Annotated in this window: 11 protein-coding genes; 4 read left to right on the top strand and 7 right to left on the bottom strand. The window is 69.3% G+C overall.

Features of this window, described 5'->3' with window-relative positions; all coding sequences use genetic code 11:
- Positions 1–6: 6 nt before the first annotated feature.
- From J0F76_RS04385 to J0F76_RS04370, 4 genes are read left to right on the top strand one after another with little or no spacing between them, the layout of a single operon-like run.
- Complete coding sequence (locus J0F76_RS04385; protein WP_207466139.1) at positions 7–1,041, top strand: glycosyltransferase family 2 protein; 1,035 nt, start codon at positions 7–9, stop codon at positions 1,039–1,041.
- On the top strand, positions 1,038–2,075 hold the full coding sequence (locus J0F76_RS04380) for an acyl-CoA dehydrogenase family protein (RefSeq protein ID WP_207466137.1): 1,038 nt from the start codon (positions 1,038–1,040) through the stop codon (positions 2,073–2,075). Before J0F76_RS04385 ends, J0F76_RS04380 begins: the two co-directional genes overlap by 4 nt.
- On the top strand, positions 2,072–2,761 hold the full coding sequence (locus J0F76_RS04375; protein ID WP_207466135.1) for a PIG-L deacetylase family protein: 690 nt from the start codon (positions 2,072–2,074) through the stop codon (positions 2,759–2,761). The genes J0F76_RS04380 and J0F76_RS04375 overlap by 4 nt, the downstream gene beginning before the upstream one ends.
- Positions 2,751–3,302 carry an SAM-dependent methyltransferase gene (locus tag J0F76_RS04370; RefSeq protein ID WP_207466133.1) on the top strand — a complete coding sequence of 184 codons (552 nt, stop codon included), beginning with the start codon at positions 2,751–2,753 and terminating at the stop codon, positions 3,300–3,302. Before J0F76_RS04375 ends, J0F76_RS04370 begins: the two co-directional genes overlap by 11 nt.
- Here the strand turns inward: J0F76_RS04370 and J0F76_RS04365 are convergent.
- From J0F76_RS04365 to J0F76_RS04335, 7 genes are all read right to left on the bottom strand, one after another.
- Positions 3,281–5,557 carry a glycosyltransferase family 4 protein gene (locus J0F76_RS04365; protein ID WP_207466131.1) on the bottom strand — a complete coding sequence of 759 codons (2,277 nt, stop codon included), beginning with the start codon at positions 5,555–5,557 and terminating at the stop codon, positions 3,281–3,283. The two genes, J0F76_RS04370 and J0F76_RS04365, sit on opposite strands and share 22 nt — an antisense overlap.
- A complete protein-coding gene (locus J0F76_RS04360; protein ID WP_207466129.1) occupies positions 5,554–6,654 on the bottom strand; it encodes a zinc-dependent alcohol dehydrogenase in 1,101 nt (366 codons plus the stop codon). The genes J0F76_RS04365 and J0F76_RS04360 overlap by 4 nt, the downstream gene beginning before the upstream one ends.
- The gene (locus J0F76_RS04355; protein WP_207466127.1) at positions 6,644–8,722 is read right to left on the bottom strand and encodes a glycosyltransferase; all 2,079 of its coding nucleotides are present in this window, start codon (positions 8,720–8,722) and stop codon (positions 6,644–6,646) included. Before J0F76_RS04355 ends, J0F76_RS04360 begins: the two co-directional genes overlap by 11 nt.
- Before the next feature lie 6 nt (positions 8,723–8,728).
- Positions 8,729–11,065 (bottom strand): UDP-galactopyranose mutase, encoded by a 2,337-nt coding sequence (gene glf, locus J0F76_RS04350; protein WP_207466125.1) that lies wholly within the window; start codon positions 11,063–11,065, stop codon positions 8,729–8,731.
- Entirely contained in the window at positions 11,062–12,123 is a 1,062-nt protein-coding gene (locus J0F76_RS04345) for a glycosyltransferase (protein WP_207466123.1), read from the bottom strand. The genes glf and J0F76_RS04345 overlap by 4 nt, the downstream gene beginning before the upstream one ends.
- 179 nt (positions 12,124–12,302) lie before the next feature.
- A complete protein-coding gene (gene oiaX / locus J0F76_RS04340) occupies positions 12,303–13,559 on the bottom strand; it encodes a 3-oxo-isoapionate-4-phosphate decarboxylase OiaX (RefSeq protein ID WP_207466121.1) in 1,257 nt (418 codons plus the stop codon).
- Positions 13,556–14,914: a four-carbon acid sugar kinase family protein gene (locus J0F76_RS04335; RefSeq protein WP_242689980.1), complete on the bottom strand. Its 1,359-nt coding sequence runs from the start codon at positions 14,912–14,914 to the stop codon at positions 13,556–13,558. Before J0F76_RS04335 ends, oiaX begins: the two co-directional genes overlap by 4 nt.
- Between the last annotated feature and the right edge of the window lie 22 nt (positions 14,915–14,936).

Here is a 14,936-nt window from a genome sequence, read left to right as displayed (position 1 = left end):
AAACGGATGGACGGCTCATTCGACCTGGCAGCGGCACGACCGCGACAATCCCTGCCCTGCCATGTGGCCGTCGCCATTCCCGTCCGAAACGAAGCCAGCCGTCTTCACCGCCTGCTGTCCGCCCTGGCCGTGGCGGCCGAACGCAGCCCCTGCCCGGTGACGGCCCTGGTCCTGGCCAACAACTGTTCGGACGACACCGCCGCCCTCGCCCGTGCCTTCCGCCACCCTGCCCTGGGGATCGAGACGGTCGAGATCGCCTTTGCTGCGGCCGAGGCCAATGCGGGGCGTGCCCGCAGGCTGGCGATGGACCTGGCCTGGCGCGAAGGGGCGCTGCTGATGACCACAGATGGCGACGCGACCCCCGCGCCCGACTGGATCGCCGCCGCCTTTCAACGCGCGGCCCTGGGCGCCGACGTCGTTTGCGGCACCATCGGCACCGATGCCCGCCATGTCCTTGCCACCCCGTCAGGCGCGCGGATCACCGCGGCCGAGGTGGCCTATGGCGCCCTGGTCCATGAAATCCGCCATGCTCTGGACCAGATCGCCGGGCGCCAGCCGGTGGGGACGCCCAAGCCCCACTACATCGAATCCGGTGCCTCGCTTGCCATCCGAGCCGATGCCTATGCCGCCATCGGCGGCCTGCCCCATGTCCGCTCCAGCGAGGATCGCGCCCTGGTCCACCTGGCCGAGCGTCGCGGACTGGCGATCTGCTATGACGACGCGATGCACGCCCATGTCTCGGCGCGCCTGTTCGGTAGGGCCGAGGGCGGCATGGCCGAATGCCTGCGCCGCCGCATGACCGAGGATGACCCCTTGGCCGACCAGGCGATGCTGCGGCTGCTCGTGCTGCGCCAGCTATGGGCGCGGACGATGGCGGGGGACCGGCCGCTGTTTCCCGATCGCTCGGTCCCGTGCGGCCGGCGGATGCGCGCCTCCGATCTGGAACGCGAGTTGCCCAGGCTCTCGGCCTTTGTCGAGGCGCAAGTCCGGCCCGATGCGGCGCTATGGCTGGGCGCCATGCCCGCCGTGGCCGTCGCATGAGGGCCGCCGACAAGGCCGCCATGCTGATCGCGCAGGCCCCGGACGACGGCGCGGACGGCCCCTCGGGGCAGGCGCTTGCGGCTGCCCTGCGCGACAGCGGCCTTCTGGCGCAATGCGAGGCGCTGGCCCATCATCCCGACAACCCGCGCGAGTTGTTCGACGCGCTTGCCACCATCGGCCGCGCCAGCCTTTCGGCGGGCCGGATCTTCGAAGGCCATGTCAATGCGGTGAAGCTGTTGCATCTGCATGGCGGCCCGTTGGACGGCGTCCGCGACGGGCTGCTGCACGGCATCTGGGGCGCCGAAGGCCCCGTCCCCGCCCGGATCGAGGATGGGGTGCTGCGGGGCCAGAAACTGTTTTGCAGCGGCGCCGACGTTCTGGACCGGGTGATTGTTTCCGTGCAGGCAGAGGGCGGGCTGCAACTGCTGCTGTTCACGCGGGACCAGTTGCTGGGGCGGCTTTTTCCCGACGAATGGCAGGTGTCGGGGATGCGGGCCACGGCATCGGGGCGCTGCGACCTGGACGGGCTGGCGGTGGCGGATGCGGTGCCGCTGGGCCGGCCCGGCGACTACCTGACCGAGCCGCATTTCTATGGCGGCGTCTGGCGCTATGCCGCCGTGCACCTGGGCGCGATGCGGGCGCTGGCGGCGATCACCGCCGACCAGTTGCAGGCGCGCAACCAGTCCGGCGCCCCTTTGCAAGCCATGCGGCTGCACCGGATGGTCACGGCCTGCGAAACCGCGCGGCTGTGGCTGGAACAGGCCGCCTGCACGGTCGAGCGGCCCGAGGCGACGGCGGCGGATGCGGAAGCCGCGATCCTTGGGCGGCTGAAGACGGCCGAGGAAGCCGCGACGGTGCTGGCGCTCGCGGACCAGGCGCTTGGCGCGGCATCCTTTGCGACGCGCCATCCCGCCGACCGCATCCGGCGCGACCTGAACTTCTACCTGCGCCAGGCGGACCCGGACGGGCTGGCCATGGGGTCGCTGTCCCGCGTCCTGGCCGATCCGGCCCTGCGCGACCGATGGATCGGATGAGCGGCTTTCTGGACGCGCTTGCCCGCGCGCCCCTTGTCGGGGTCGCGGATCTGCTGGACGACCGCCCGCTTGTCGTGATCGCCCCGCACCCGGACGATGAGACGCTGGGCTGCGGCGCGCTGCTGTTCGACGCCCACGCGCGGGGCAATCCCTGCCACGTCATCTGCGTCACGAACGGCAACCGCTCGCATCCCGGATCGCGCGACTGGCCCCCCGCACGCCTTGCCGCCACGCGCCGGGCCGAGTTCGAGGGCGCGGTCGCGATCCTTGCCCCCGGCGCCGCGACGCATTGGCTGGACCATCCCGACTGCGAGGCGCCGGTGGACGCGGCTTCTGCCCGCCACCTGTCGCGGATGATTCCCGATAGGGCGGTTGTCCTGGCAAGCTGGGGGCACGATCCGCATATCGACCACGAAAGCACCGCGCGGCTGGCTCGGCGGGCGCTGGCGGAACGTCCCGACGCCATGCTGCACTTCTATCCCATCTGGGGCCGCTTCATCGACCGCCCTGCCCCGGCCCGCCTGATCCGGGCGTCCGACGCGGCCAGGGCCGCCAAGGCCCGGGCGCTTGCCCGCCACCGGACGCAGATGACGGGGCTGATCGACGACGACCCGGACGGCTTCGTCATGGAAGACTGGCGTCAGCAGCATTTCCTGTCCCACCCCGAGGTGATCCTTGCCCCGTGAATCCGTCCTCGACCACCTTGCCCGGCTTTACGCGGCCAGCGACGATCCCTGGGACCACCGCACCAGCCCCTACGAGGCCGCGAAATACGACGCCACGCTGGAGGCCATCGGCCCCGGCCCCTTCGCGGACGCGCTGGAGATCGGCTGCGGCAACGGCACGCTGGCACGCCGCCTTGCGCCGCGCTGCGAACGCCTGACCGCGATGGACGTCACGCCCGCCGCCGTCGCCATCGCCCGCAGCCATCTGGCAGACCTGCCGCAGGTTTCGGTGGTCGAAGGCATGGCCCCGCGCGACCTGCCGGACCGAGCCTTCGATCTGGTCCTGCTGTCCGAGGTGCTGTATTTCCTGACGCCCGAGGACATCGCGGGCCTCGGTTCATGGCTGAAGACCCATGCCACGGGCCATACCGTCGCCGTCACCTGGACCGGGTCCACTTCGGAGGACGAACTGGACGGCCCATGCGCGGTGTCGCTGCTGGCGGACGTTCTTGGCCTGCCCGCCACCACCGACCACGGGCGCTATCGCATCGACGTGTTCTGAACCGCGATCTCCTGCGCGAGCGGCCACTCGACCGACCGATGCCCGTCCTTTGGGTCATGGCCCAGCAGACCGTTGGGGCACAGCCGGTCGTCGTCCCAGCCGGGATGGTTGGCGATGGGGTAAAGGCAGATCCCCTCGACCCGCACGCCGCGTTCGCGCGCCCGCGCCACCTGGTCGCGCACATAGGCGAACCAGGACGCGCGCCGCGCGCCCTCGGTCCCTGTTTCCGCAATCATCAGCGGCCGCTCGTATCGCGCCGCGACCTCGACCAGCAGGTCGGACAACGGGCGATACCACGGGTGGTCCATGTCGATGGGCGGGCCGCCGTGGATCCACTGGTTGTTCCAATAGTAATTGACGCCGACGATATCCAGGAAGGCCGGATCGCCGCCAAGCTGCGGCCACATCCGGCCCGACAGCAGCTCGAAGGCCTGGAATTGCGCGTCGTGATAGCCATGGGCCTCCCACAAGGGGCGGCCGCTGTGCGGGTCGTGATGGATCGCCAGCAGGGGTTCCGCATGGACGAAGCGCGCGCGGGGATCGACGGCGCGCAACTCGTGCATGGCCGCGATCGAGGCGCGGGCAAGCTGGCATTTCAGCTCGTATCCGCGATGCGCGGCGAAGGGGTTGAGGTATTGCGCGTCACCGCCCGCCCAGGCGAAGAAGCTGATCTCGTTCACCGGGCACCAGAAGGGCACGGCTTCCGTGATCTCGCGGTGATGCCGCGCCACGGCGCGGGCAAGGCGGGCGAAGCGGTCCACGAAGGCGGGCTGCCAGATGTCCAGGTCGTCGGGCCAGCCGTAATGCAGCAGGTCCCAGACGACCTGCGTGCCGGTATCGGCTGCTGCCTGCATCATGGGCGTCAGGCTGGAGAAATCATAGCGGCCCGGCGCCGTCTCGATCCGGTGCCAGCGGACCCCGTCGCGGCAGGCGCGGATGCCCAGGGACGCCAACTGCCGGTAATCCTGCGCAGCATGGGCGTCGTGACCCACGGCGTCGATCAGGTCCAGCCGCCGGCCATGGCGCAGGCGGTGGGTCGAGGCCTCCCATCCGCCCAGGACGAAGCTTCGGAACGTCTCGGGCGCAGGCGGGGCGCGGCGTTCGGCCAGAACGGCGTCGATCAGCGCCTGCCATTGCGGCACCACGACGGGCGCGGAATAGGTGGCATGGACATGGGCCTTCAGCGCCATGCCCAAGCGCTGCCGCAGGGGGGCATCGGCCAGCAGGCGCGTCATGGCCTGGGCCACGGCCTGCGGGTCTTCATGCGGGACGAAGATGCCGCTGACCCCGTCGACGATCTGCTGCAAGGCGCCGTTGTCGGGCGTGGCGATGACGGGCAGACCCGCCGCGCCGGCCTCGGCGATGACATGGGGCATGCCCTCGCCGCGCGACAGCCAGCAGAAGATGTCCATCGCCGCCAGCAGGTCCGGCACGTCCTTGCGGTCACCCGTGAAGATCATGCGCGGGCCCAGGGGGGTGGCCATGCGGCGCAATTCGTCGGCGTATTCCGGCATGAAGGCATCGGGGCCGCCCACGATCACGAAGCGCACGCGGGCGTCGTTGATTGCCAAGGCGGCGGCGATGAAATCCTCGACCCGCTTCTTGCGGTCCAGCCGTCCGACCCAGCCGATCAGGATTTCGTCAGGTTGCACCCCAAGGCCTGCACGCATGGCGTCGCGGCGTTCCGGGTGAAACTCGTCCAGATCCACCATCGAGGGGATTTCCAGCGCATCCCCCGGACGGTCCGGCATCTTGCCCGCCGCCGCCGCCCGGATGCTGTCGCAGACGCCGACATAGCGGGCGGTGAAATGCTTGGGCCCCGCCAGGGCCTCGCTGACCAGACCGCCATGTTCGATCAGGGGCGGGCGCAGGGCCATGCGTTCCAGCGCCGGATAGATGTCGGCGACGTTCTGGCAGGACACGACCACATCGGCCCCGGCCAGCTTGCGGCGCAGGTAGTCGATGGTCTCCTCGAACCCCAAGCCATAGGGGGTAGTGTCCACATGCACGCCCAGGTCGGTCAGTTGCTGATGCGTCTGGTCGGGCATCCCCTCCTTGTGGAAGCAGGGGATGACGGTGATGCGGTATCGGTCGCGCGGCAAGGTGCGGGCCAGCAGGCGGATTTCGGTTTCCTCGCCGCCGACGACCAGCCAGGCCATCACGAAGGTGATGCGGATCAGGTCGTGGCCGTCATGCGGCTGGGGAAAGGTTTCCGGGGGCACGAACCCCCAGATCGGCTGGTCATCCGCGCTCATTTGGCCTCGAACACGATTTGCAGGAAGTCGGGACGTTCCGCGACCAGACGGCGCAGGAAGTCCGGCGCGTCGTTGTAGGGCACCACATGGGTGATCATGTGCTGCCGGATCAGGTCGCCTTCGTCCTCCAGCAGCCGCAGCGTTTCCTGCGCCAGCCGCCGCTGGTCCCAGGCATGGGCCACGGGGCGCGGCATCCGGTTGATCTGCGCGCAGCGGATCGCCAGACCGTTGTGGTGGAACTCCTCTCCGAAGCGGGCGCCGTCCATGCCGCCCTGGTAGAAGGCCAGGTCGATCACCGTGCCCTGCGGGCGCAGCGCCTGGAGGCAGCGGTTGAGGCTGTCGGACCGCGCGCGGGTCTGGAACACGTATTCCGCGCCGCGCCCGCCGACCTTGTGGTGCCAGGCGGATTTCGCGTAACGGACCGCCTCGTCCTCTCCCATCGCGACAAAGCCCATCTTGCGGGCGATATCCTGGCGGAACGGCGAGGGGTCCACCACGACGACTTCGGACGCGCCACCCTGGCGGGCGAACAGCGCGCAGAACAGGCCGACCGTGCCGCCGCCCCAGACCAGGACGGGGCGGCCTTCCACCCCGGCGCCAAGGAAGGGGACCGATGCGCCGAACTGGTCGGCGTCGGCGTGCAGGATGCCGTTGGCGGCGATCGGCCCCATCTGCGCCACGAAGATGCCCAGGATCGGGTCCATGCCTTCTGGCAGCTTCAGCAGCAGGTCATGGGCCGGATCGGCCGTGTGGCCGGTCTTGTGGCCGAAGGTCGTTCCCACGACATCGCCATTGGCGAACCCCGGCGCGCGGGCGTCGATGACCTTCGCCACCTCCATGTAGCCCAAGAAGTTCACCGGGAAATGCGCCGAGGGTTCGCCGGGGATGAACAGGCCCTGCCAGTCGTCCCAGCGGCTGTGCAGATACGGGTTGCTGCCCTTGAGGAAGGTCAGCTCGGTCCCCGCCGACAGGCCGGTGTACATCAGGTCCAGCCGCACCTGCCCGTCGCCCGCCGGGCCTTCCTCATAGCCGAAGAAATACGGCTCGTGCGGGCGTTCGATGCCCAGGGACCGGATGTGGCGATGCTCATGCGGCATCAACGGCACCTTTCGAAGCGGCTTGACGAAAGATGGGCTGCGGGTCAGCCCGCAGCCCCTCCATCTTCACAAGAGCGCCGTTCTGGGCGGATTGCGCGACCGCAAGGGCCACGCGGTGGGTCATCAGCGCCTCGGCATAGGGGCAGCGGATGCGGTTCTCATGGCCCTGAACGGCCTCGATGAAGTCGCGGTCCTCGCGCCAGACGGGATCGCCCTCGGCCCGGCGGGTAGGACGGCCCCGGCCCACATCCACCATCAGGTCGTGGTCGCTGATCTCCAGCGCCATGCCGTCGGCGAAGACGTGCAGGCCGACGCGGTGGTTCCAGCGCAGCAGGCAGGTGGCCGAAAGGTTGGCGATGGCGCCGGACGCGAAGCGCAGCGTGGCCGCCGTGGCGGTGGGCACGGTCAGGCCCTGGAAGTCGTCACGGTCGCGGCGGGCGGACATGCCGAAGACCTCGGTCACGTCGCCGGCCAGGAAGCGGGCGGCGTCGATGACATGGGTGGCCTGTTCGACCACCTGCCCGCCGCTCTGGTCCTGGTTCCACCACCATTGCGGAGGCGGCGTCTGGTCCAGCCAGAAGCCCTGGATCAGGTGTGGGGCGTTCTGCGCCAGATGCCCGCGCGCCTCGTCCATGGTGTCCAGGTAGCGCCAGTGATAGCCGACGGCGGTGATCAGGCCCGCCTTTTCCACCTCGGCGCCGATTTCCTCGGCCAGCCTGATGTCCAGCGACAGGGGCTTTTCGACAAAGAACGGCAGGCCCTTGGCGATGCAGGCCCGTTCGGGCGCGCCATGGGCGAAGGGCGGCACGCAGATATAGACGGCGTCCAGATCCTCGGCCGCCAGCATGGCGTCATGGTCGGCATAGGCCTTGGCTCCGGTCGCCTCGGCGGCGGCATCGGCGCGGGCCTGGTCCGGGTCGCAGACGGCCACGATGCCGACGTCCTCCATCGTGCGCAGCACGCCGAAATGGCGATGCGCGATGCCGCCCGCGCCGATAAAGCCAAGCCTTGTCTTCGTCATTCCGTCTTCTCCACGCTGCCGCAGGACCTTGCGGTAAATCTTCACGGTGTCGGCCGCCATGCGGGCGGCGGTGAAATGTCGGGACCAGCGGACTTGACCGTCGCGCGCCACGATGGCGCGGCGCCGGGTGTCGGTCAACGCTTGCCGAAGGGCATCGGCCAGGGGCCGCGAGCGGCGCGGCGGCACCAGCCAGGGGTGGTCCGTGCCCAGCGCCTCGGCCGATCCGGTGACATCGGTGGCGACCACGGGCAGGCCGATGGACATGGCTTCAAGCAGCACCAGGGGCAGCCCCTCGAAGCCCGAGGGCAGGACAAGCAGGTCGGCGCCCGCCATCAGGGCGGGCACGTCGTCCCGGCGGCCCAGAAAGCGGATGCTGCCGGTCAGGCCCAGCCGGTCGGCCCAGCGCCGCAACCGCGCCATGCCCGGCCCCTCGCCCACCAGATCAAGCCGCGCCGGAATGCCCTGGCGATGCAGGCGTGCAAGGGCTGTCAGTAAGGTCCGGTGCAGCTTCTGCGGGGTGAAGCGCCCCACGCACAGCAGTCCCAGGCCGTCCCCGCCCTGGTGGCGCACCGCCGGGGCCAGGGTGCCGTTCGGCACCGCGTGGACCGCCATCCCGGGCAGGGCCGCCTGCCAGCTGCCCGCCGCCGCCTGCGAGACGGCGACAACGGCATCCACGTTCCGGCTGGCCTCAAGGTAGTGGGCGATCTGGTGGCTGTCCGTCAGCAGCCAGGGCAGATGTTCGGTGCGGATCACCGCCCGCCCCGCCCGAGCCGCGGCAAGGGCGATGCCATGGCCTTCCCAGCCGATACCCGCATGGATGTGGACGATACGGGTCCGGCTGGCGGCAACGAAGCTTTCGGCATCGCCCAAGGCGAAGGTCTGCGCGGGCAGGCCAATGGCCGTGGCGCGGGCGGCAAGCGCAAGGCCTGCGGCATGATCGGGAAAGGCCAGCACCGCCATGCCGGGCGGTAGGGCCGCCGCCAGCGTCAGCATGTGTTCGCCCACCCCCGACGGCTCGGGACTGTCGGTCAGCAGAAGACAGCGCATGAGCGGTCAGGCCAGGGGCGCCGCTGCTTCCGCCGCGGGCTGCCGGGCGGTCAGCCGCCGGTGGATCGCCAGGGCCTGACCCACGACCTGATCCATGTTGTAGTAGCGATAGCTACCAAGCCTGCCCGCGAAGATCACGTTCGGCTCGGCGGCGGCCAGAGCGTCATAGCGGCGGAACAACTCGTGGTTTTCCGGCCGAGGAATGGGATAGTAGGGATCGCCTTCGGCCGAGGGATATTCGTAGCTGATCGAGGTCTTGGAATGGGTCTGCCCGGTCAGGTGCTTGTATTCCGTGATCCGGGTATGGGGCACGTCCTCGGCCGGGTAGTTCACGACGCCGACGGGCTGGAACTGCGGCTGGTCCAGCGTCTCGTGCCGGAACTGCAGGCTGCGGTAAGGCAGCGTGCCGAAGCGGTGGCCGAAATAGGCGTCGATGGGGCCGGTATAGACGACCAGCCTGCCTTTGTCCGCCGGTTCCAGGTCATGAAAGTCGGTGCCAAGCCCAAGCTCGATGCCGGGATGATCCAGAATCCGCTCGAACATCCGGGTGTAACCCTCTCGGGGCATGGCCTGATGCTTGTCCGTGAAGTAGCGGTCGTCGGTGTTGGTCCGGGTCGGGACCCGTGCCGTCACGGACTTGTCGAGTTGAGAGGGATCAAGGCCCCATTGCTTGCGCGTGTATCCCTGGAAGAATGTCTCGTAAAGCTCTGTCCCGATTGCATTTACCACGACATCGCGGGATGTGCGGATGTCCTTCACCGGCTGCGCCTGGCGGGCCAGGAAGGCCTCGGCCTCGGCTTCGGATTGCATGTCGAGGCCGTAAAGCGCGTTCAGCGTCGTGCGGTTGATCGGCATCGGCACCGACTTGTCCCCCACGCGCGCCAGGACGCGATGTTCGTAGGGGCGCCATGCCGTGAACCGGCCCAGCCAGTCGAACACGTCGTCGCTGTTGGTGTGGAAGATATGCGGGCCATAGCGGTGGATCAGGATGCCCGCGCTGTCCAGGCAGTCGAAGGCATTGCCCGCGACGTGGTCGCGCTTGTCCACCAGCAGCACGCGCTTGCCCGACACCTCGGCGAATTGCCGGGCTAGAACCGATCCGGCAAAGCCCGCGCCGCAGATCGTCACATCGTGCTTTTTCGCGCCGCGCAGGATGGCGGGCGCCGGAAGCTTCACGATCGAGGCCGAGGGCAGGTGCTTGCCCAGGACGCGGTCCAGATGTCCGGACATCTGGCGGAAGGTGCTGTCCCAGCTTCCGTCGGCAAGCATCCTGTCGGCGGCGTCGCGCCAGGCGGCGGGACGGTCGCGCTGGGCCAGCGCCGCCTCGCAGGCACGGGCAAAGGCGCCCGCATCGGCGGCGATCCGCACGGCGGCAAGGTCGCCATAATGCCGCACCACGTCGCGCACGGGGGTCGAGACCACCTGCACCCCGCCCGCCAGGTATTCCGGCGTCTTGGTCGGGGATATGAAGCGCGTCGCCTCGTTCATGGCAAAGGGCATCAGCGCCACGTCCCAGCCGCCCAGGTAGGCGGGCAACTGGTCATAGCCGCGCTGGCCCAACCAATGAATGTTGGGCGCGCGCGGCAGATCCTCGGGGCCTATCTTGGCCAGGGGACCGATCATCACGATGGACCAATCCGGGTACGCCTGCGCCAGGGCGGCGATCAGGCCAAGGTCCAGCCGCTCGTCGATGACGCCGTAATAGCCCAGCCTGGGCCGGGGCAGCCCCGCCTGGTCGCCGGGTTCCGCCAACCCGCCCCGCGCGCGGGCAAAATGAGCGGTGTCCACCGAGGACGGAAAGGGGTGGATGTTGGCGTGGCGGCCGGCCTTCGCCTCGAAGATGGAATGGCCGCCGGTGAAGGCCACGTCGGCGGCCTTCATCAGCGCGTCCTCGTTCACGGCCAGTTCGGGCGGGGCGAAGCGGAAGGCCGAAAGTTCGTCCATGCAGTCATAGACGATGGCGGCCGCATCGACATGGCGCGCGATCGGCCACATCATCGGCGTGTAGAACCACAGGACCGGGCGATGGATGCCCGCCAATCCCATCATCTGGTCCAGCAGGTCCGACAGCGCACGAGCCTGATCCTCGGGCGACCAGCGGGCCGGGACGCGGGGGCGGATCGACTGGACGCTGGTGCCCTCGAAGGCATGGAATTCCAGGTAGGGCAGATGGTGGTCGGTGGGGATCGCCTCCTCCCAGAAGAACAGGCGATACTCGTCGGCGAAGCGCGACATCAGGTGCTGTGGACGTTGCAGCACGAAATCCCAGCGAAGGTGCGAAAAGCAGATCAGCGCGGGCCTGATCGCAAGCGCAAGGGGGCTGAGGGGTTTGGCATCGTTCATCGCACCATCCTTGCGTTGCGGATTTCTGTCAGTTTTTCGGCAAGCATCGCCACCGAGGGCTCCCACCCCCAGCGCGACAACGCGACGGGGCGCGGGTCATAGCGGGCATGGTCGCGCAGAAGCATGTCCAGCGCCTCGGCGAAGTCGGCGCCCTCATGGGCGGTCATGCCCGTTTCGGGCGTCACGAACTGCAGCCCGCAGGACAGCCGGGCATTGGCAAGAACCGGCAGGCCCGCCAGCTGGTATTCGGTCAGGATCGCCGGTGCGCCGTCATCCTCGCCGCAGACGACGCCCACGCGGGCACGGTTGATCTGGCGGTTCACCTCGTCATGGCTGACGCCGGGCGGGCCGATGATCTCAAGATCCAGCCCCTCGCGGGCGGCGCGGTCGCGGAATTCGTCCGTCTGGTGGCCGTATCCCACCACCAGCAAGCCGCGCGTGCCGGGGCGGCGCGCCATGGCGTCAAACAGGATGTCGTGCCGCTTGTAGGGCTGCGCGCAGGCGACATAGACCACGTCGCGGTCCTTGTCGGCGCCGGTCGGGAAGAAGGTCCGGCCGGACGCGAAGGCCGGGCCGATGGGCAGGACCAGCGTGCGCGCGCCGGGAACGCGGGCCTCGATCTCTCGCGACTGCCACTCGGCGCCGGTCAGGAACAGGTCGAAGCGCGAGGCCAGGTCGTCGGGAATGCGCAAGGCGGGCGCGTCGATGGAATTGTAGATCTTCAGCGACGCGGCGCAGGCATCCAGCAGGGCCGCATCGACGCCCAGGCCCCAGACGCACAGGATGTCGGGCGCGCCCACCGTCCGGATGAACTCGACCGCCTCGGCGGAGGCATAGGGGGCGGGGCCATCCGCGCGGAACACGCGCCGGGTCAGGGCCGGGTTGCCGGGATCGGGCGTGCCGTCGGGAAGGCCCCGGTCGCGGTCCGAGTCCCCGGCGCGGCCGGCAAAGCTCCAGATCTCGGCATGATCGACGGCGCCGCTGGCGACGGCGGCCAGCGGCAGACGTTCCAGGTATCCGCCGGTCACGTCGATCTGCCGGGGCCGCGTCCTGTGCATGGGGGGGATGCTGCGGGACCAGAGATCATCCTGCGGGACGTTTTCCGGAATGCTGGGCGGGACTTGCGAGCAAAAGTCGGATATCGCAACGATCCAGCCGGGCATATGCGTCCATCCGCAGTTAAAGCAATCGTCAACGACCCTGCTTCAACATTGGTTGCATTGATCTTTATCAGTGCTCAGCGGTCATCGTCCCGACCCCATTTCGCCAGCGATGCCGCCAGATCCGGGCTGTCCCTGGCCGCGTCACGCAGCGTTTCCCCGTCGGCCGCAGCCTGCCAGGCCCGGCGGATCGCCCGCACCCCTGCCGCCGGGCCGCCCGGATGACCGTGGATGCCGCCTCCGCCCAGATACATCAGGTCCAGCGTCTGGCCCGTGCGTCGATAGGTTTCGACCGCCTGCCCGCCCCATTGACCGGAACAGACCACCGGCAGCGGCCGGTCCGCATCCGAGAAGATCGGCGTCATCACATCATGGAACGATCGGACGAAACTGTCGTCGGGTTCCCAGTACTTCGCCTGTATCCCGTTGATCTGGAACTGATCGACGCCCAGCAGGCGCCAGATCTTCTGATAGGCGCGGAACTCCATCCCCAAGGCCGGGTGGCGGGTCAGGATGTCCCAGCCGTTGCGGTGCGCGTGCAGGCACAAGGCCGACCGCTTGCGCAGGAACGCCATGCCGCCATGCCCGACCGAGTTGATGTTGACCACCGCCGCATTGCCGCCATGGGCCACGACATGGTCATGGTCGCGCATCATCCGGTCAGGATCGGCCGAGGAAATGCCGAAGGCATACATGACCTTCTTGCCCGTCCGGTCGGCATGGCGCTGGATCACCGGCATGATCGCATCGACCCGCGCGGACAGCGGCGAATAGCCGGGCGACATCAGCTTTTCATCGTCCTTGATGAAATCCACCCCCGCCTCGCACAGGGTCTGGACGACCTGCGCCGTATCCTCGGGCGACAGGCCCAGGGACGGCTTGATGATCGACGCGATCATCGGGCCTTCCGGCACGCCCATCAGGCGGCGGGAACCGGCGATCCCGAATTGCGGTCCCGGGTGGCAGGCAAAGGCGGGCGGCAGATCGAAGTCCATGACGCGCACGCCGGTCAGCCCGCGCGCGGCGTAGACCCCGCCCACGGTGATCGTCATCAGCGCGGCGATGTCGGTGCCGATGGCGTCGAGCGGCCAGGCGACCGTCACGTCGGCGCGGTGGAAAGGGCCGGGCGCGTCAGACGGAAAGCCGGGGCGGTCTGCGTCGGGCAGGGGCTCGATCCGTTCGACGCGCGCGGCGTATCGGGCCTTCAGGGCCTCGGTCTCTCCGGGCAGTTCGGTGAAGGTGCCGGTGGACTGGTCGGCGGCGATCTTCTGCGCCATCGCCTCGATGCTGCCCGGAGTCTCGATGCGGTAGGTGACGCGGATATGGTCGGTCATGGCTTTCTCCTTGTGCCGCCGCCGTCGCGGACCCAGCCGAAGTAATCCTCGGACCCCATCTGACCGCCCTTCAGGGCGATTTCCAGGCCGTCATGGGGTCCGTTCCCGAAGGCCTGGCACAGCGCGGCGCCGGGGATCGTCGGCGCCACCGCGACAAGCGCGGACAGCCCAAGCTGCCGCATCCCGTGGCCTGACGTGTCGCCGCCCGAGATCACCGCACGGCGGATTCCCGTTTCGCGCAGCGTGGCGTCAAGGATGCGGCCAAGCGCCTCGCCGATGCGGCGGTTGGCGGTGGCCGGGTCCATGCCGCCGCGGGCCAGGGCCGCGCGATAGGCCTCGACCTGCGGCCCCTCGCCCGAAGCCGAATGGACCAGCGGGCTTTGGCCCGCGGCTGCCGCGGCAATGGCGGCCCCGGTCAGCCGCCGTTCCTCGGCCGCCATGTCGGCATCGCTGCCGGTCACGGCGCGCGCGTCGAAGGGCAGCAGCGCGAATCCGTTCCGCCCGGCCCAGTCCAGTTGCCGCGCGGTGGTGGGCGAGACCGATCCCGACACCGCCGCGATCCGGCCGGCCCGCGCCGCCGCGCCCGGCGCATCGACGCGCGGGATCGCGCCGCTGTCCTGCCAGTGCCGCACCAGGGCATATTCGACGCCCTGGCTGCCCGCCACGAAGCCCAGGTCTGCGCGGTTTTCCCAGATCAGCCGCCCGGCCGCGGCTTCGCTGACCGCGTCCATGCTGTCGATGGACAGAATGCGCGCGCCCGTCGCCAGGGCGGACCGCAGCGCCGCCTGCGGATCGGCCAGGCCCTCAAGGTCGATCAACGCCGAGGGCAGGTCCGTCTGCGCCGCCAGATGCCGCAGCAGGTCGGACTCGGACATGGGCGTGACAGGATGGCGCGACATGACCGGGTGGCGGTCCAGCCGGAACACTCCGTCCAGCGTGCCGGCGAACAGGTGCCCGAAGGCCTGGTACCGCCGCATCTGCGGCGCGGCCGTCAGCAGCGGCACGGCGCGGGCGGGACGGGTGCGCAAGCCGATCTCGATGGCCGCGCCGATGGAGCCGCTGTCAGGCGCCGAGTCGAAGGTCGAGCAGATCTTGTAATGCAGGATCGGCGCGCCCAGGCCATCCAGCCAGTCCAGCAGAGGCGGCAGGTTCCGCGCCATCCAGGCCGGATCGTGGCTGCGCGCGGTCGTGGCTATGCCGATGCCCCGGCACCCAGCAAAGCGCGCCGCCAGATCGGGCGGGGGAATGTCGGTGAACAGGACCGAGGGCAGGCCCGCGAACTGCAGCACCTCCATCACCGCGGCCGATCCGGTGAAATCGTCACCCAGCCATGTCACCCAAGGCGCGTCGGACATCGCCATCCTCCCTTGACAGCTT

Origin of the sequence: Paracoccus fontiphilus (assembly GCF_017356265.1) — a bacterium.
Classification (GTDB): Bacteria; Pseudomonadota; Alphaproteobacteria; order Rhodobacterales; family Rhodobacteraceae; genus Paracoccus; species Paracoccus fontiphilus.
Note: the sequence above shows the minus strand (reverse complement) of the source record. Positions and strands in the feature narration are given on the sequence as shown.